This is a genomic window from Bacillus sp. BS3(2021) (assembly GCF_021043345.1).
GTDB lineage: Bacteria > Bacillota > Bacilli > Bacillales > Bacillaceae > Bacillus > Bacillus paralicheniformis.
Map to the genome: position 1 here is coordinate 17,918 of NZ_JAJNDM010000009.1, position 17,040 is coordinate 34,957.

General features: G+C 46.9%; 16 protein-coding genes. 15 read left to right on the forward strand and 1 reads right to left on the reverse strand.

The window, feature by feature from the left end; all coding sequences use genetic code 11:
• Positions 1-20: 20 nt before the first annotated feature.
• The 11 genes from LQ247_RS17945 (at position 21) to LQ247_RS17995 (ending at position 13,027) form a co-directional block, all read left to right on the forward strand.
• The gene (locus tag LQ247_RS17945; RefSeq protein WP_103750465.1) at positions 21-626 is read left to right on the forward strand and encodes a TetR/AcrR family transcriptional regulator; all 606 of its coding nucleotides are present in this window, start codon (positions 21-23) and stop codon (positions 624-626) included.
• A complete protein-coding gene (locus LQ247_RS17950) occupies positions 619-1,473 on the forward strand; it encodes an ABC transporter ATP-binding protein (RefSeq protein ID WP_079289105.1) in 855 nt (284 codons plus the stop codon). Before LQ247_RS17945 ends, LQ247_RS17950 begins: the two co-directional genes overlap by 8 nt.
• Complete coding sequence (locus LQ247_RS17955) at positions 1,470-2,180, forward strand: fluoroquinolone export ABC transporter permease subunit (RefSeq protein WP_103750464.1); 711 nt, start codon at positions 1,470-1,472, stop codon at positions 2,178-2,180. The genes LQ247_RS17950 and LQ247_RS17955 overlap by 4 nt, the downstream gene beginning before the upstream one ends.
• Positions 2,177-2,893: a hypothetical protein gene (locus tag LQ247_RS17960; protein ID WP_103750463.1), complete on the forward strand. Its 717-nt coding sequence runs from the start codon at positions 2,177-2,179 to the stop codon at positions 2,891-2,893. Before LQ247_RS17955 ends, LQ247_RS17960 begins: the two co-directional genes overlap by 4 nt.
• A gap of 63 nt (positions 2,894-2,956) precedes the next feature.
• Positions 2,957-4,429: a D-alanyl-D-alanine carboxypeptidase/D-alanyl-D-alanine endopeptidase gene (gene dacB, locus LQ247_RS17965; RefSeq protein ID WP_103750462.1), complete on the forward strand. Its 1,473-nt coding sequence runs from the start codon at positions 2,957-2,959 to the stop codon at positions 4,427-4,429.
• Positions 4,430-4,566: 137 nt separating this feature from the next.
• Positions 4,567-6,066, forward strand: a complete 1,500-nt coding sequence (locus tag LQ247_RS17970) for a glycosyltransferase family 4 protein (protein ID WP_103750461.1) — start codon at positions 4,567-4,569, stop codon at positions 6,064-6,066.
• Positions 6,067-6,341: 275 nt separating this feature from the next.
• Positions 6,342-8,567 (forward strand): formate C-acetyltransferase, encoded by a 2,226-nt coding sequence (pflB, locus tag LQ247_RS17975; RefSeq protein WP_231006362.1) that lies wholly within the window; start codon positions 6,342-6,344, stop codon positions 8,565-8,567.
• 60 nt (positions 8,568-8,627) lie between these two features.
• A complete protein-coding gene (gene pflA, locus LQ247_RS17980; RefSeq protein WP_026579623.1) occupies positions 8,628-9,386 on the forward strand; it encodes a pyruvate formate-lyase-activating protein in 759 nt (252 codons plus the stop codon).
• 155 nt (positions 9,387-9,541) lie between these two features.
• Positions 9,542-10,744 (forward strand): DHH family phosphoesterase, encoded by a 1,203-nt coding sequence (locus LQ247_RS17985; protein WP_025810777.1) that lies wholly within the window; start codon positions 9,542-9,544, stop codon positions 10,742-10,744.
• A gap of 91 nt (positions 10,745-10,835) precedes the next feature.
• A complete protein-coding gene (locus tag LQ247_RS17990) occupies positions 10,836-12,029 on the forward strand; it encodes a glycoside hydrolase family 10 protein (protein WP_373367296.1) in 1,194 nt (397 codons plus the stop codon).
• 140 nt (positions 12,030-12,169) lie between these two features.
• Entirely contained in the window at positions 12,170-13,027 is an 858-nt protein-coding gene (locus tag LQ247_RS17995) for a RhaT/GlcU family sugar-proton symporter (protein ID WP_103750459.1), read from the forward strand.
• Positions 13,028-13,049: 22 nt separating this feature from the next.
• On the opposite strand, the gene LQ247_RS18000 is transcribed toward LQ247_RS17995, so the two are convergent.
• Positions 13,050-13,775, reverse strand: a complete 726-nt coding sequence (locus LQ247_RS18000) for an endonuclease/exonuclease/phosphatase family protein (protein WP_101560947.1) — start codon at positions 13,773-13,775, stop codon at positions 13,050-13,052.
• Between the two features lie 123 nt (positions 13,776-13,898).
• Here LQ247_RS18000 and LQ247_RS18005 point away from each other — a divergent pair, with 123 nt between their 5' ends.
• The 4 genes from LQ247_RS18005 (at position 13,899) to arsC (ending at position 16,907) form a co-directional block, all read left to right on the forward strand.
• Positions 13,899-14,492 (forward strand): YdeI/OmpD-associated family protein, encoded by a 594-nt coding sequence (locus tag LQ247_RS18005; RefSeq protein WP_103750458.1) that lies wholly within the window; start codon positions 13,899-13,901, stop codon positions 14,490-14,492.
• Positions 14,493-14,699: 207 nt separating this feature from the next.
• On the forward strand, positions 14,700-15,047 hold the full coding sequence (locus LQ247_RS18010; RefSeq protein ID WP_101560945.1) for an ArsR/SmtB family transcription factor: 348 nt from the start codon (positions 14,700-14,702) through the stop codon (positions 15,045-15,047).
• A gap of 122 nt (positions 15,048-15,169) precedes the next feature.
• On the forward strand, positions 15,170-16,465 hold the full coding sequence (locus tag LQ247_RS18015; RefSeq protein ID WP_079289101.1) for an arsenic transporter: 1,296 nt from the start codon (positions 15,170-15,172) through the stop codon (positions 16,463-16,465).
• A gap of 22 nt (positions 16,466-16,487) precedes the next feature.
• Complete coding sequence (gene arsC, locus LQ247_RS18020) at positions 16,488-16,907, forward strand: arsenate reductase (thioredoxin) (protein ID WP_023857526.1); 420 nt, start codon at positions 16,488-16,490, stop codon at positions 16,905-16,907.
• Positions 16,908-17,040: the final 133 nt, after the last annotated feature.

Below are 17,040 nucleotides of genomic sequence, written 5' to 3' on the forward strand. Positions count from 1 at the left end.
TAAAACAAGGAGAGACTGACATGCCGAAATTTACCGAAAAAGAAAAGGAAGCGATACGCTCAGCTTTAGTGCAAAGCGGAAGAGAGCTTTTTGCGCAGCTTGGATTGAAAAAAACGAGCGTTGGTGAGCTAACAGCCTCGGCCGGAATTGCCCAAGGCTCATTTTATACATTTTTCGACTCGAAAGAGGAGCTTTATTTTGAGATTTTGCAGCAGGAAGAAAGTAAGATCCGCGCCCAGCTTGAGGCATCATTTTCTGAAAGCGGGAAAACATTTGCACAGTTTTTGCGTGAAGCATTGGCGGTGGTGGAAGATAACCCGTACATTCGCCAAGTTTACGATGACAACTTACTCGAGACACTCTTCCGCAAACTCCCCGAAGAAAAGCTGCAGGCGCATTTCGACAGCGACGAAGATTTTTTCAAGCCTTTAATTGAAATGGGCCAGGAAAAAGGCTGGCTTGTCAGAAAAAAACCGGAGACGATCGTCAGTGTGATTCGCGCCATTGTTCTTTTATCCCTTCAAAAAACAAATATTGGGGAAGACCGCTACGACGAAACGATGGATTTGCTTATCGAATTGATCGGACAGGGGCTTTCGGCCAAGGAGGATGCATCCCATGATTGAAGTCAGCGGGCTTCGCTTCACATACCCCGGACAAAAAACGCCCGTATTGAAAGGAATCGACTTTTCGATTCAAAAGGGTGAAATTTTTGGATTTCTCGGCCCGTCCGGTGCTGGAAAAAGCACGATTCAAAAAATATTAATCGGTATTTTAAAGCAATATGAAGGCCGGGTTTCTGTGATGGGGAAAGAATTGAGTCAAGCCGACAGCTCCTTTTATGAGAAAATCGGCGTCGCCTTTGAATTTCCGAATTTCTATCAACGATTAACGGCACTGGAAAACTTAAATTTGTTCCGTTCCTTGTATGCATCTGAAACCGAGGAGCCGGAAACGCTGCTCGCTTTAACGGGTCTTGAAGAGTACGGCCGGACAAAGGTATCCGCTTACTCAAAAGGCATGAAAATGAGGCTGAATTTTTTGAGAGCCCTGATCAATCAGCCTGATCTTTTATTTCTAGACGAACCGACCTCGGGGCTCGATCCCGTGCATGCCAAAAAATTAAAACAGCTTATCCTGAACAAAAAGGCGGAAGGGAAGACGATCCTGATCACAACGCACCACATGCAAACAGCTGAAGAAATCTGCGACCGCGTAGCTTTCATCGTTGACGGCAGGGTGGCTTTGATTGATTCTCCACGCGCCTTGAAAGTGCAAAAAGGAAAAAGGCACGTAAAAGTGGAGTACCGCAGCCGCAGGCAGCTGGAAACTGCTCAATTCGACCTTGATCAGATCGGCAGCAGCCCGGAATTTTTGAACTTGATCAAGGAGCACCCTGTGGAAACCATTCATTCCCAAGAAGCATCGCTTGAAGACATCTTTATCGATGTGACGGGGAGGCGTTTAAGTTGAGGATCTTATCAGCGATTTCCCATGATATCAAACTTCAGTTCAAGCACGGTTTTTATTATGCCTATTTGCTGATCAGCGCGGTGTATATCGCTGTGTTGCAGTTTCTTCCGGCTGATTACAGGGAGGCGGCCAACATTGCCTTGACGTTTTCAGATCCGAGCTTCCTGGGGTTTTTCTTCATCGGGGGTCTTGTTTTACTGGAGAAAGGGCAAAACATCCATGACAGCCTGTTTGTAACGCCGCTAAGTCCGAGTGAGTATATTTTTTCCAAAACGGCGTCCTTGTCCGTTTTGTCTCTTGGATCGAGCATTTTCATCCACAGCAGTGTGTTTGGCTATGGAACAAATTCCGGTTTGTTCGCTTGCGGCGTGCTTTTTACTTCATTTTTCTTCACGATGATCGGCTTAGGTTTGGCGGTGCGGTGTGAAACCTTAAACGGATTTTTCTTTTTGTCTTCTTTGAGCACCTTTGTGTTCGTTCTGCCTTTGTTTGAAACAGCGGGCATTTGGAGCAGCCCGCTGTTTTACGCTCTGCCGTCAAAGGCCTCATTAATGCTGTTAGGTTCCGCCTTTACCGGCCTTCAGCAGTGGGAGCTCGTCTACGCGATTTCCACTCTCTTGTTGTGGAACGGAGCCGCGTATTTCTGGGCGAGGCATTCACTTCAAACGTTCATCACATTAAAGCTTGGCGGAGGTGATACACGATGATGAAAATCATTCAGCTGATACGCGGAGATATGAAACAGATCAAACGTGATTCAATGCTTGCTTTTTACGGTCTGGCGCCTTTTCTGCTCATCATCGTGACAGCCGCTGGCATTCCTTTGTCAGCGGAACTGGCGGCATTCAATATCACCCCATACCGTCATTTGATCATGAGCTTTGCCATGCTTTTCATCCCCCTGATTCTCGGTATCATGTCGGGGTTTATCCTGCTTGATGAGCGCGACGAAAATATGATTCAGTATTTTGCCGTGACGCCCTTGTCGAAGCGCGGATATGTCTTGATACGCCTCATCCTGCCAATGGCGCTGACTTTTTGCTACAGCATTTTGCTGTTTGCATCCGGCGGTTTAATGGCGCCCGGCTCTGTGTACCTTTTGTTCATCCTGATCATGGTCACGCTTGAAGCCCCGATTTACACGCTGCTTTTAGCCGCTTACGCTTCGAACAAAGTGGAAGGGCTCGCTTTAATGAAAGGGTTCAGCCTGCTCACTTTCATGCCGGCCGCGGTTTATTTTATTCCTTTGCCGTGGCAGCTTTTCGGCGTTTTCACGCCGACCTACTGGACAGCGAAAACGTACTTGGCAGGAACTTCTCATGAAGGGCTTGTTTTCGTTTTCGGGTTCATCGGAGTTGTGCTGCATGTAATGATACTGCTGCTTTTATACCGGAGGTTTTTGGTGAAAACCGACCAATAGGAGTATATCCCGCCGCGTTTTGCAATAAAGTATTAAAACCATCAGCGGGAGGCGGGATATTCTATGAAGAAAAATATGAAGCTTTGTCTGTGTATGATGATGATCTTTGTATTGACGTTGGCCGGCAGCATAGACGGCTTGGCCGCCGGGGAAAAAGGCGCCGGGCTCAAAGAGCAAATCGATCAGCTGTTAAAGACCGAGCCTGATTTAAAAGGAGCGCTCGCAGGCATCAGCGTCAGGTCCGCGGAAAGCGGGAAAATGATATACGGCCATATGGGCGATACACGGATGAGACCGGCGTCCAATCTGAAGCTTTTAACGGCAGCAGCTGCCTTTTCCGTCCTGGGTGAGGACTATACCTTTCCCACAGAGGTGATGACAGACGGCGCACGATCCGCGAGCACACTCAAAGGCAGCCTTTATCTAAAAGGAAAAGGCGATCCGACGCTTTTGAAAGCCGATTTTCAGCAAATGGCCAAGGCAATCCGAAAACAAGGGATCACTGTCATCCGGGGAGACTTGGTCGGCGATGATTCCTGGTATGATGAGGTCCGCTACTCTCCAGACCTTTCCTGGAGCGATGAAGACGCATACTACGGAGCGCAGATCTCGGCTTTAACAGCTTCGCCAAACGAAGACTATGATGCCGGAACGGTCATCATCGACGTGAAACCTGACGGCAAAACCGGAAAAAAACCCGTTGTATCGCTTACCCCGCAAACTAATCATGTCAAAATCGAAAACGGTGCCAAGACCGTTGCTGCAGACGGAAAAAAAGATATCACGATTAAAAGGGAACACGGCGGAAATACCATCCAAATCAAAGGGACGATTCCACAAGGCGCTTCAAGGGTCAGACAATGGGTTGCGGTTTGGGAGTCGTCAGAATATGCACTCGATTTATTTAAACAGGCTTTACAGCAACAAGGCATTCGAATCCTGGGAAAGACTAAAACCGGCAAAGCGCCAAAAAAAGCGCGCCGCATCACCGCACATCAATCCATGCCGCTTTCAGAGCTGATGATCCCCTTTATGAAGCTCAGCAACAACGGCCATGGCGAAACACTGATCAAGGAAATGGGAAAAGCCGCGAGCCGTGAAGGAAGCTGGGATCAAGGTCTGGAAGTGTTGAATAAAGAACTGCAGGGATTTGGAATGGACACAGAGAAGATCGTTCTCAGAGACGGCTCAGGCATCTCGCATATCAATTTGATTTCTGCCGACCAGATCACAAAGCTATTGTATTCCGTTCAAGAGGAGAAATGGTTTCCGTCGTTTGCCCGTTCACTCCCGGTTGCGGGGGAAAGCGACCGAATGGTCGGCGGCACATTAAGAAACCGGCTGAAAGACCCGGCTCTTAAAGGCAAAGTCAGAGCGAAAACAGGCTCTCTTTCAACCGTCAGTACCTTATCGGGCTATATCGATACTGCAAGCGGCGAGACATTGATTTTCTCCATTCTTCTCAATCAGCTCGCAGATGATGAAAAAGGAAAGGATATTGAAGATAAAATCGTTCAAATATTAGCTTCTTCATGACATCTCCCATTGCTGAAGGCAATGGGTTTTCTTTATTGAAAAGGCTTTCCATTCACTTCGTACGTTTTTCAGCTGAGGCCATATAATGCTAAGAGATTTCATTTTCTATAAGTTTAACAGCAGGCAGGGGGAAATATATGAACATTTTGCTGGCTTATTATCGATACTCTCCACATACAAACGGCCCGTCTACCTATATTGATATCCTTAGAAAAAGCTTGGAAGGAGAAGGGCATTCTGTCGATTTAATGTCGCACGATACCCGATGGCTCAACATTCAGGTCGCCGATCAGCAGCCGGCCGATAAACACCGGTTAAAACATGAGCTCATTCACCGCCTTCAAACAGCTTATACCGAAAAATATCCCCTGTGGATATATTGGCGTGAAATGGAGCGCTACAGTTTGGAACAAGCTGTTAAACAGTTTGATCTTAAGAAGTATGATTTGATCCACTGCCACGATTTTATGACGGCAAGAGCACTGGCCCGTTCCAAACCTCAGCACACGCCTTTAATCGTGTCCCTCCATAACTTTAAATATCATGAAGCAAAGATTACCGGGGAATATAACGAGAAAAGCGGCCAGGAACAGCAATACATGAAAATCGAAGAATGTTTGGGCGCAATGTCCGGAGACGTTGTGGCCGTTCCGTGCGAATGGCTGAAACACGAGCTGATTCAAATTGGTGTGACGCCTTCGAACATCCGAGTCATCCCGTATGGAATTGTAAAAACACCCTTTATCGAAAAGAAAAATAATCTCCCTAAAAGCCTCCCGCATCAAGGAAAAAAGATCATTCTCTGTCCGGCGCGGCTCGTTCCGGTGAAAGGACACCGCTACTTGATCGAAGCGCTTTATAAACTGCGGTGCGAAAGGGATGATTTTCACTGCCTTCTCGCAGGCGAGGGTCCGGAGCTCGAAACTCTGCAAAGCCTGTCCGAAAAGCTCGGTATCGCGTCGGCGGTCTCTTTTCTCGGAAAGCGAAAAGATATACCCGACTTAATGAATATTAGTGATGTCATTGTTTTGCCGTCGCTTCACGATACATTTCCGCTCGTCATCCTGGAAGGGCAGTTCTCCGCAAAACCTGTGCTGGCGGCAAACGTAGGCGGGGTAAAAGAAATCATTGATGACGGTGCGAACGGATTGCTTGTTCCCCCGGCAGACAGCGAAGCGCTTACTGAAAAGCTGCGCCTGTTGCTCGACGATGACAAAACTCGGCAAAAATTGGGGCGCCAAGCGTATCAAAAAGCTATGAAACATTGGGATATCAGCTTTCACATGAGGTCGATCGAAAACCTGTATCAAACATTCGAGACACAAAAAAGAGCAGTGCGGTCCTGCAAAAATCATCGAAAAGAGCAGGGGCTTGACCTGGAAATCCTCGAACAAATCGGTGAAAAGAAAACGTCAGAAGCGGAGTACACGATTGCCGGGGAAATCCCGGAACATCTCAAAAGCCAACTTAAAAAAGAGGACCATTACATTCATGTTTATGATTTGTCAGGCGTTTTACTGCAGACAAAAGCGGTCGATTCGAAAGGGTGCTATGAATTTCACCAGCTCCCCCGAGGCAGCTATGTCTTGAAAAGCACTATCGAAGCATTCGGCAATCAGTTCGTATCCCTCGACTGATGATAAATACTTCTGCGCAAGCCGGCTGTTTAGCCGGTTTTTTATATAACAGTTTTCGTTTTATTTGACTTTATTATAATACAGATTCAAATAAGAAAATTGCTTCAAACAACATCCTATATTAGGAAAAACGCGATGTTCAAAGAACTTTCTTAAATTTGTTAACTATTTCACAAAATATGTGATTTTTATCACATTCAAAACTGTTATATTAAACATAAGATATAAATGCAACAACTGTTATATCATTTCAACTTGAAAAGAGGGGGATTTAAATGGAACAATGGAAAGGTTTCACCACAAACGTTTGGCAAAAAGAAGTCAATGTCCGCGATTTTATTCTCTCGAACTTTGAGCCATATCAAGGTGACGAATCGTTTCTCGAACCTCCGACGGAAGCTACATCGGCATTATGGGATCATGTAATGGACTTGACAAAAAAAGAGCGTGAAAACGGAGGCGTCCTCGATATGGATACAGAGATCGTCTCAACGATTACCTCGCACGGTCCCGGCTATTTGGACAAAGACTTGGAAAAAGTCGTCGGCGTTCAAACCGATGAGCCGTTTAAACGGTCGCTTCAGCCTTTCGGAGGCATTCGCATGGCGAAGCAAGCATGTGAATCCTATGGTTTTGAATTGAATGGAGAAGTGGAAAGAATCTTTACCGATTACCGCAAAACCCATAACCAAGGCGTGTTTGACGCGTATACGGACGAAATGAAACTCGCCCGAAAGGCCGGAATCATTACCGGACTGCCTGATGCTTACGGGCGCGGACGCATCATCGGCGATTACCGGAGAGTGGCGCTTTACGGCGTAGATTTCCTGATCGATGAAAAGAAAAAAGATGCGGCCGGCACCTCTCGCGTGATGTCTGAAGAAAACATCCGCCTGCGTGAAGAATTGTCAGAACAAATCCGGGCATTGAACGAACTTAAAGCACTTGCAGCAAGTTATGGCTTTGACATTTCCGAGCCTGCGGCGAATGCAAGAGAAGCATTTCAATGGCTGTATTTTGCCTATTTGGCTGCCATTAAAGAGCAAAACGGAGCAGCAATGAGCCTTGGCCGCGTGTCGACGTTCCTTGATATATACATCGAAAGAGATTTAAAAACGGGCGCATTAACAGAACAGGAGGCCCAAGAGCTTGTCGACCATTTTGTCATGAAGCTGCGCTTGGTCAAATTTGCGCGCACACCTGACTACAATGAACTGTTCAGCGGCGATCCGACGTGGGTGACAGAATCAATCGGCGGAATAGCGCACGACGGACGCGCACTCGTCACGAAAAACTCGTTCCGTTTCCTGCATACGCTTGACAATTTAGGTCCGGCACCGGAACCAAATTTAACCGTCCTTTGGTCTGTCAGGCTGCCGCAAAAGTTTAAAAACTACTGTGCCAAAATGTCGATTAAAACGAGCTCGATTCAATACGAAAATGACGATATCATGCGTCCTGAATACGGGGATGACTACGGCATCGCCTGCTGTGTATCGGCAATGGCAATCGGCAAACAAATGCAGTTCTTCGGAGCACGCGCTAACTTGGCGAAAGCGCTTTTATATGCGATTAATGGCGGAAAAGACGAAAAGCATAAAATGCAAGTCGGTCCGGAAATGCCTCCGGTTGCTTCCGATGTGCTGGACTATGACGAGGTCATGCATAAATTCGATCAGACGATGGAATGGCTTGCAGGCTTGTACATCAATACGCTCAATGTCATTCACTACATGCATGATAAATATTGCTATGAAAGAATTGAAATGGCGCTGCACGACACGGACATTTTGCGGACGATGGCCACCGGGATCGCCGGCTTGAGCGTTGTGGCCGATTCGTTAAGCGCTATCAAATATGCCAAAGTCAATGTTGTCCGCGATGAAAACGGCATTGCGGTCGATTTTGAAACAGAAGGCGACTTTCCTAAGTACGGAAATAATGATGACCGCGTCGACGCGATCGCCGTTGACATTGTCAAGCGCTTTATGAAAAAACTGCGCAAGCACCAGACATATCGCCAGTCTGTTCATACCATGTCAATTTTAACGATCACGTCAAACGTTGTTTACGGCAAGAAAACCGGAAATACGCCGGATGGACGCCGGGCGGGAGAACCGTTTGCTCCAGGCGCGAATCCGATGCACGGCCGCGATACTAAAGGAACGCTTGCATCGCTGTCTTCAGTGGCAAAGCTGCCTTACAGCTATGCGCTCGACGGCATATCCAACACCTTTTCGATCGTCCCGAAAGCGCTTGGCAAAGACGAAGAGAGCCGCGCCGTCAATTTATCAAGCATCCTTGACGGTTACGCCGCAAAAACAGGGCATCACTTAAATGTAAACGTATTTAACAGAGAAACATTGCTCGACGCCATGGAACATCCGGAGGAATATCCGCAGTTAACGATTCGCGTCTCAGGCTATGCGGTCAACTTTATTAAGCTGACGAAAGAACAGCAGTTAGACGTTATCAGCCGTACCTTCCATGAATCGATGTAACGAGCATAAAGCGGAGCGCGGCCGAGGCGCTCCGCCCCATAAAAAGAGGTGATCTTCATCATGGATGGAAATATTCATTCGATCGAAACATTCGGCACCGTTGACGGTCCGGGCATCAGATATGTCGTCTTCACACAAGGCTGCCTGATGCGCTGTCAATTTTGCCATAATGCTGATACATGGGAAATCGGAACCGGAAAACAAATGACGGTTTCCGAAATCGTTCAGGATGTCCAGCAATATCTCCCGTTTATTCAATCATCAGGCGGAGGCATCACCGTTAGCGGAGGCGAGCCGCTTTTACAACTGCCATTTTTAATCGAGCTGTTCAAAGCCTGTAAAAGCCATGGCATACACACGGCGCTCGATTCGTCCGGCGGATGCTATTCGGCGGCGCCGGCATTTCAAGAGCAGATCAAAGAGCTGATCCAGTATACAGACCTTGTTTTGCTTGATCTCAAGCATATCAACAGGAAAAAACATATCAACCTGACAGGAATGCCGAATGACCACATATTGGATTTTGCCCGGTTTCTCGCTGATCATCAAGTCCCCGTCTGGATCCGCCATGTACTGGTTCCGGGGATCTCTGATATCGATGACGATTTAGCAGCCCTCGGCACGTTTATCGGCACACTGGCGAACGTTCAGAAGGTGGAGGTTCTTCCTTATCACAAACTCGGCGTCTACAAGTGGGAAGCGCTTGGCCTGGATTATCCATTAAAAGGGGTTGAACCGCCAAGTGCCGCCAGGGCCGAAAACGCATACAGACTACTCACCGCCCACTTGCAAGGCGGAGCCATGCTGCAAGAAACATAAACCCTTTTAACCGGACAGACTTTTTCCAACAAAAAGCTGTCCTTTTTGTCTTACCGCACAACCGTATAAAAAATCCCTTTTTTTACAATAGTAAGATGAGAAAGATGCGCCTGCTGCGGCAGGCCGACAATAAAACAGCAAGGTGGGCGGGAAGCATGTATCATTTGTATTCTCACAACGACTTGGACGGAGTCGGCTGCGGAATTCTCGCAAAGGTGGCCTTTGGCGAACGGGTCGAGGTCCGCTACAATTCGGTCACCGGACTTGATATGCAAGTCGGACGTTTTCTGGAACGGACAAAAGGAAAAGAAAAACAGCATGAAGGCCTGTTTATTACGGACTTGTCCGTTCATCAAGAAAATGAAGAAAGGCTGGACCAATATGCTGAAGCGGGCGGAAAGGTCAAACTCATCGACCACCACAAAACTGCGCTTCATTTGAATGAACGCTCTTGGGGCATGGTAAAAGTTCAATATGAGGACGGCAGGCTCGCTTCAGCGACTTCTCTTTTTTATGAATACTTAATAGACAACGGCCATATTCAAGAGACAAAAGCGATGGATCAGTTCGTCGAACTCGTACGCCTCTATGATACATGGGAATGGGAACAGACGGACGCGCTCGAAGCAAAGCGCCTGAATGACCTGTTTTTTATGGTCTCCATTGACGAATTTGAGGAAAAAATGGTCCGGCGCCTTAAAGAAAGCGACGCGTTTTCATTTGATGAATTCGAAGAAAAAATCTTGGATATGGAAGAAGAAAAAATTGAACGGTATATCCGCAGGAAACGGCGGGAAATCGTTCAGACCTTCATCAATGCACACTGCGTCGGCATCGTGCATGCGGAATCCTATCATTCCGAAGTAGGGAACGAACTCGGAAAAACGTATCCGCACCTTGACTATATCGCCATCTTAAATATGGGCGGCAAAAAAGTGAGCCTTCGCACCATCCATGATGAAACAGATGTATCAGAAATCGCCGGCACGTTCGGCGGAGGCGGCCATGCCAAGGCAGCGGGGTGCCCGCTGACAGATGAAGCATTCAAGCTGTATGTGACTGAACCGTTTCCGCTGGAGCCCTTGAGAGCGGATGCCTTTAAAAACGTCTATAATGTAAAAGAGTCGGACAACGGCAGCCTTTATATCAACAGGGACGAAGACCAGTTTTTTCTCTTTCCTGGAGAACACGGCTGGAACATTCAATTAAACGGCGTGACTCAGCATGAGACATTTACTTCATTCGAAGAGGCAGAACGGTTTATTAAAAGAAATTATGCTGCATGGCTCGCAAGGGATGAAGCATTTGTCCAATATTTGATGCAGCAGGTGAAACAGGCGATCCAAACGACAGGCTAAAGACTTCGACAGTCTTGGCCTGTTTTTTTATATACAAAAAAGAACAGCCGGCATATAATAACAGAAAGTTCCGATTTTTCCAAAAGGGGAGATGTTCATGAAAGAAAAGAACACAAGCTGCGAAACAAAAGAATTTCGGGCCGTGTGGATCGCCACCGTTACAAACATTGACTGGCCTTCGAAAAAAGGGCTGACAATCGAAGAGCAAAAAACAGAATATGTGAAGCTTTTGGATGCTGTGACAGCCATGGGGATGAACGCAGTTGTCGTTCAAATTAAGCCGGCGGCGGATGCGTTTTACCCTTCCGCATACGGGCCGTGGTCGGAATACTTAACAGGCGTTCAAGGAAAAGACCCCGGCTACGATCCGCTGTCATTTTTGCTCGAAGAAACCCACCGGAGAAAGCTTGAATTTCATGCATGGTTCAACCCTTATCGGATCACGATGAATCATACGGATTTGAACAGGCTCTCACAGGATCACCCGGCTAGAATGCACCCCGATTGGGTCGTTGCCTACGGCAGACAGCTGTATTACAATCCCGGCATTCCTGAGGCACAGGAATTCATTGTCCAAGGCATAGCAGAGGTCGTCAAGAATTACCAAGTCGACGCCGTTCATATGGATGACTATTTTTATCCGTATAAAATTGCGGGCGTCGAATTTCCCGACTTGAGCACGTATGAACAATATGGAAAGGACCGTTTTTCAAATATTGAAGATTGGCGGAGGGACAACGTCAACCAGCTTGTCAAACAGATCAACGCCGCCGTCAAAAAAGAAAGAGCATCGGTCAAATTTGGAATCAGCCCCTTTGGTGTATGGCGCAATATAGCAGATGATCCGACGGGATCAAATACAGCCGCTGGAATGACAAACTATGACGACCTTTATGCTGACACGAGGGAATGGATCAGGCAGGGATACATCGATTACATCGCCCCGCAAATCTACTGGAGCATCGGCTTTGCCCCGGCTTCCTACGACATTTTAGTAGACTGGTGGAAAAATGAAGTCAGCCAACGCCCCGTTCATTTATACATCGGACAAGCAGCCTATAAAATCAATCAAAACTCAGATCCTGCCTGGTCAGACCCTGAAGAATATCCGCGACAGATCGCCTTAAACCGCGACTCAATGGTGATGGGAAGCATCCATTTCAGCCTGAAAGATTTAAACCGGAACCCGCTCGGCATAAAAGACAGGCTGATCCAGGACTTGTACAAAAAACCGGCAGCTATTCCCGGTATGCCTTGGCTTGACAGCGTAAACAGCAAACAGTGAAAACTGATATTTTAGTGATACGGCCGCCGGTAACAGTACCAATCCATTTTGACAATGTTCAAAATGGATTTTTTGTGTTAAAAATCGCATGAATAGAGCACCTTAATAGATAAAAACAAGGAAAGAAAGGTTTACATCAAATGGACATTTTCTTAGCGATTTTACCAGCGATTTTCTGGGGAAGCATTGTGCTCTTTAATGTAAAGCTTGGGGGCGGACCGTACAGCCAGGTGCTCGGTACGACATTCGGCGCTTTAATTTTTTCAATCGGAATCTACTTCGTCGTCCAGCCTGAATTATCCCCCCGTATATTTGCCGTCGGCGTCGTCTCCGGACTATTTTGGGCGCTCGGTCAGACCAATCAGCTGAAAAGCATCAAGTTGATCGGCGTGTCTAAAACGATGCCGATCTCAACGGGACTTCAGCTTGTAACCACTTCTTTGTTCGGCGTGCTTGTTTTTCGCGAGTGGGCGACGACAATCTCGATTGTTCTCGGGATTCTGGCGCTGATTTTCATCATCGTGGGAATCGTGCTGACATCGCTGGAAGACCGCAGCCAAAAATCGGAGGAAAAAACCGGCGACATGAAAAAGGGAATCGTGATTTTGCTGATTTCCACATTCGGCTATCTCGTGTATGTCGTCGTCGTACGGCTTTTCGATGTCAGTGGCTGGGCGGCTCTTTTTCCTCAGGCTATCGGCATGGTAGCCGGTGGCTTGATCTTGACATTCAGGCATAAGCCGTTTAATTTTTACGTCATCAAAAATATCATTCCGGGTTTAATCTGGGCAGCCGGAAACATGTTTTTATTCATTTCCCAGCCGCGGGTCGGCGTAGCGACCAGTTTTTCGCTATCGCAGATGGGAATCGTCATCTCAACGCTCGGCGGCATTATTTTGCTCGGCGAAAAGAAAACGAAGCGGCAGCTGATCGGTATCGCCATCGGCATTATATTAATCGTCACAGCCGGCGTTTTGCTGGGCATTGCAAAAGCTTAAGGACGGCTTCTCAAGCCGTCCTTTAATATGTGACAATGCCCTTAAGCGGCAGGTGGTCGGAAGCGTTCGGATCAACGGCGACAACTTCAGCCATTGACACATGAAAAGACCGGCTGAGGAAGATGTAGTCCAAGCGTCGTCTCGGGCGGTGCGAAGGGTGGGTGAACCCCTGTCCGTATTGTCTTTCATCCCACAGGTCGGCCAGTTTTTCCGCGACCTTTTTCCACCCCCGTGAATGAGGTTTCATATTAAAGTCTCCCATGACGATCACAGGCAGATCACTCTCTTGAACCCTCTCGATTAAAAAATCCGTCTGCTTGCCGTGAAGCCACGGATTCAGGCTCAAATGCGTAACAAAAACGCGAAGGAGCCGATCACCGATCCGGACATCAGCCTCAAGAAGAGACCTTCCTTCGATCAGCCCTTTGACAAAGTTGAATGAATGATGCCGTTCTTTCACAATCGGAAAACGCGTTAAGAGAGCGTTCCCGTATTGCCTGTTCACTGAAGAATCACCGGAACTCAATGAAAGGGAGGGGCAGTACGCATAGTGCATGTTCAATTGTTCTGCTAACGAGCCGATTTGGTCTTCGTAATCGCTTCTATTGGAGAAATGCTGATCTACTTCATTAAGGCCGACGATGTCGCAGCCGCTCTCGGCGATCACACCGGCTGTTCTCTCTAAATCAACGCGACGGTCCCTTCCTTTTCCATGATGAATATTAAATGTCATGATGCCAAATTTCATAATCAACCCGCCTCTTCTTTAAGCTAAGCATATTGTACCTCCGGAACGATTAAAATATTTCTGCTGTCGGCGGAGCGAGATTAGGTTAAAATGACATTATGATATAAAGAGGAGTGTTCCTTGATGACAAATAGCAGAACGAATCCAAAGGTTGATGAATTTTTAAGCAAAGCCGAGAAGTGGAAGGAAGAGTTTGAGAAGCTGCGTCAAATCGTTCTTGACTGTGAGCTGAACGAAGATTTCAAGTGGAAGCATCCTTGCTATACGTTCGAGAATAAAAACATCGTATTAATCCATGGATTTAAAGAATATTGTGCGCTCTTGTTTCATAAAGGCGCCTTGTTAAAGGACCCCAACGGGATTCTTATCCAGCAGACGGAGAATGTACAAGCCGCGCGGCAGATTCGATTCACCAATGTACAAGAAATAGCTGAAATGGAAACCATCTTGAAAGCTTACATCAATGAAGCGATTGAAGTGGAAAAAGCCGGTCTTGAAGTAGAGTTTAAAAAGGCTGCGGAATATACGATTCCAGAAGAGCTTCAAAAAAAATTCGCTGAAATCCCAGCTTTAAAAACGGCGTTTGAAGAATTGACGCCGGGACGGCAAAGAGCATATATTCTTTATTTTTCTAAACCAAAACAATCCAAAACCCGAGAATCGAGGATTGAAAAATATACAAAGCAAATTCTTGATGGAAAGGGATTGAATGACTAGTCTATTTCGCAACTACCGTTTTCATGAGAGAGGCGAATCATAACCATATGGCCGAAGAAGCGGTGAATTGATTAGTGAAGGGCCGCTCAATTTTTCGAATGGCACGAGATCCATACCTTGATGATCACCGCTTGATTATATAAAAAGACATTTATATAATGGAGGCAATATACCGGCTGCAAAGCGCCTGAGATTGGAGGGAATGTCATGATCGTACAAACGAAGCTTGATTCGAAAAGCACGGTGAGCTGCATGAAGATATTGAACGATTCGACCCGGCTCTTGATCCTGAAACTGCTTCAGGAGAAACCTTATTGCGTCTGCCAGCTTGTCGATATGTTTGAAACAAGCCAGCCCGCCATCAGCCAGCATTTACGAAAGCTGAAAAGTGCAAATATGATCAAGGAAGAAAGAAGGGAGCAATGGCGCTTTTATTCGCTTCATGACAACTTTCCGGAACGCGAATTGGTCCTTGCCATTCTCAATCAGATCGATGAACACGATGAGGTTCTTCAAACCGTTAAAAGAAAAGAAAGACCCGTTTCGTGCCAATAAAAAAGCAGAGGGAGGACGGTTCCCTCTTTTTCATTTCACTTTTTATATAAGCATTGACTTATATAACGATTTTATTATAAGATGTGTCCGGAGAGGAAACCTATGAAGGAGGCGTACACGCGATGACGACAGTCTTAGCCATTTTGATTTTTCTGCTGACCCTCACGCTTGTCATTTGGCAGCCGAAAAATCTATCCATCGGCTGGTCGGCCTGCGGAGGTGCGGTGCTGGCTTTAATTGCCGGGGTCGTCAATTTTCAGGATGTATTAGATGTGACGGGAATCGTATGGAATGCGACTTTGGCTTTTGTCGCGATCATCATCATCTCCCTGATTCTTGATGAAATCGGATTTTTCGAGTGGGCCGCCCTGCACATGGCCAAGGCAGCGAAAGGAAACGGCATTCGGATGTTCGTCTATGTCTCCCTGCTGGGAGCCATAGTAGCCGCGCTGTTTGCCAATGACGGAGCTGCTTTAATTTTGACGCCGATTGTGCTTGCCATGGTACGCGCGTTACATTTTCAAGAAAAGCTCGTTTTTCCTTTTATTATCGCAAGCGGATTTATCGCGGATACAACATCGCTGCCGCTTGTTGTCAGCAACCTTGTCAATATTGTCTCAGCAGACTTTTTCAACATCGGATTTATCGAATATGCAACAAGAATGATTGTTCCAAACCTGTTTTCGCTTATTGCAAGCATCATCGTGCTTTTTTTGTTTTTCAAAAAAAGCATTCCGCGGCATTATGACATGACAAATGTAAAACAGCCGGCGGAAGCGATTAGAGACAGGAAAATATTCCGCTTGTCATGGCTCATATTAGCCGTTCTGTTGGCCGGTTACTTTATCAGCGAGCTGTTCTCGATCCCTGTCTCGATCATCGCAGGCGTGATCGCCGTCATTTTCTTAATTACAGCGAAAAACAGCCCCGCGGTACAAACGAAGAAAGTGCTGAAGGGAGCGCCTTGGGCGATCGTTTTCTTCTCAATCGGGATGTATGTCGTGGTATATGGTTTAAGAAATGCCGGCTTAACAGATATTCTCTCACAGGTCATCCAGACCGTCAGTGATCAAGGGCTGTTTGCCGGAACAATCGGAATGGGCTTTATCGCAGCCACCCTGTCTTCATTCATGAATAATATGCCGACGGTGATGATTGATGCGCTTGCGATTCACAATACCGACACACACGGGATTCTCAGAGAAGCGCTGATTTACGCCAATGTCATCGGCTCTGATCTCGGTCCGAAAATCACGCCGATCGGCTCCCTGGCGACGCTTTTGTGGCTTCACGTCCTTTCACTGAAAGGCGTAAAGATTTCTTGGGGAACCTATTTTAAAACAGGTGTCATTTTGACCATTCCAACCCTGTTCATCACGCTTGCCGGACTTTATGTGTGGCTGCTGATTATCCACTAAACATGATAGGAGACGATGACCAATGTCAAAAAAGACCATCTATTTTTTATGCACAGGCAACTCCTGCCGCAGCCAAATGGCTGAAGGCTGGGCGAAGAAACACCTCGGAGACGAGTGGAACGTCTACAGTGCAGGGATTGAAGCGCACGGTTTAAACCCGAACGCGGTCAAAGCCATGCGAGAAGCAGGCATCGATATTTCTGAGCAGACGTCCGATATCATTGATCCCGATATCTTACACAACGCAGACCTCGTCATTACGCTGTGCGGGGACGCGGCTGATAAATGCCCGATGACACCGCCGCACGTCAAGCGCGAGCATTGGGGTTTTGACGATCCCGCCAAAGCAGAAGGGACAGAAGAAGAAAAATGGGCATTCTTTCAGCGTGTACGCGATGAAATTGGAGAGCGGGTCAAGCGTTTTGCGGAGACAGGCGAATAAATACAAAGCTCAGGTATTGTTACCTGAGCTTTGTATTTTTTAGAAACATCTATTTTTGATAAAGAAAGAACGTACCAAAAGGCATGCGGCCGTTCATGTAAAAATTCAAAAATCAATTTACCGAGAAATTCTG

What these genes read in the sequence shown, in the direction of transcription:
- LQ247_RS17945 (WP_103750465.1), top strand. Translation starts at nt 21, where the DNA reads ATGCCGAAATTTACCGAAAAAGAAAAGGAAGCGATACGCTCAGCTTTA.
- LQ247_RS17950 (WP_079289105.1), top strand. Translation starts at nt 619, where the DNA reads ATGATTGAAGTCAGCGGGCTTCGCTTCACATACCCCGGACAAAAAACG.
- LQ247_RS17960 (WP_103750463.1), top strand. Translation starts at nt 2,177, where the DNA reads ATGATGAAAATCATTCAGCTGATACGCGGAGATATGAAACAGATCAAA.
- dacB (WP_103750462.1), top strand. Translation starts at nt 2,957, where the DNA reads ATGAAGAAAAATATGAAGCTTTGTCTGTGTATGATGATGATCTTTGTA.
- LQ247_RS17970 (WP_103750461.1), top strand. Translation starts at nt 4,567, where the DNA reads ATGAACATTTTGCTGGCTTATTATCGATACTCTCCACATACAAACGGC.
- pflB (WP_231006362.1), top strand. Translation starts at nt 6,342, where the DNA reads ATGGAACAATGGAAAGGTTTCACCACAAACGTTTGGCAAAAAGAAGTC.
- pflA (WP_026579623.1), top strand. Translation starts at nt 8,628, where the DNA reads ATGGATGGAAATATTCATTCGATCGAAACATTCGGCACCGTTGACGGT.
- LQ247_RS17985 (WP_025810777.1), top strand. Translation starts at nt 9,542, where the DNA reads ATGTATCATTTGTATTCTCACAACGACTTGGACGGAGTCGGCTGCGGA.
- LQ247_RS17990 (WP_373367296.1), top strand. Translation starts at nt 10,836, where the DNA reads ATGTTCATGAAAGAAAAGAACACAAGCTGCGAAACAAAAGAATTTCGG.
- LQ247_RS17995 (WP_103750459.1), top strand. Translation starts at nt 12,170, where the DNA reads ATGGACATTTTCTTAGCGATTTTACCAGCGATTTTCTGGGGAAGCATT.
- LQ247_RS18000 (WP_101560947.1), bottom strand. Translation starts at nt 13,775, where the DNA reads ATGAAATTTGGCATCATGACATTTAATATTCATCATGGAAAAGGAAGG.
- LQ247_RS18005 (WP_103750458.1), top strand. Translation starts at nt 13,899, where the DNA reads ATGACAAATAGCAGAACGAATCCAAAGGTTGATGAATTTTTAAGCAAA.
- LQ247_RS18010 (WP_101560945.1), top strand. Translation starts at nt 14,700, where the DNA reads ATGATCGTACAAACGAAGCTTGATTCGAAAAGCACGGTGAGCTGCATG.
- LQ247_RS18015 (WP_079289101.1), top strand. Translation starts at nt 15,170, where the DNA reads ATGACGACAGTCTTAGCCATTTTGATTTTTCTGCTGACCCTCACGCTT.
- arsC (WP_023857526.1), top strand. Translation starts at nt 16,488, where the DNA reads ATGTCAAAAAAGACCATCTATTTTTTATGCACAGGCAACTCCTGCCGC.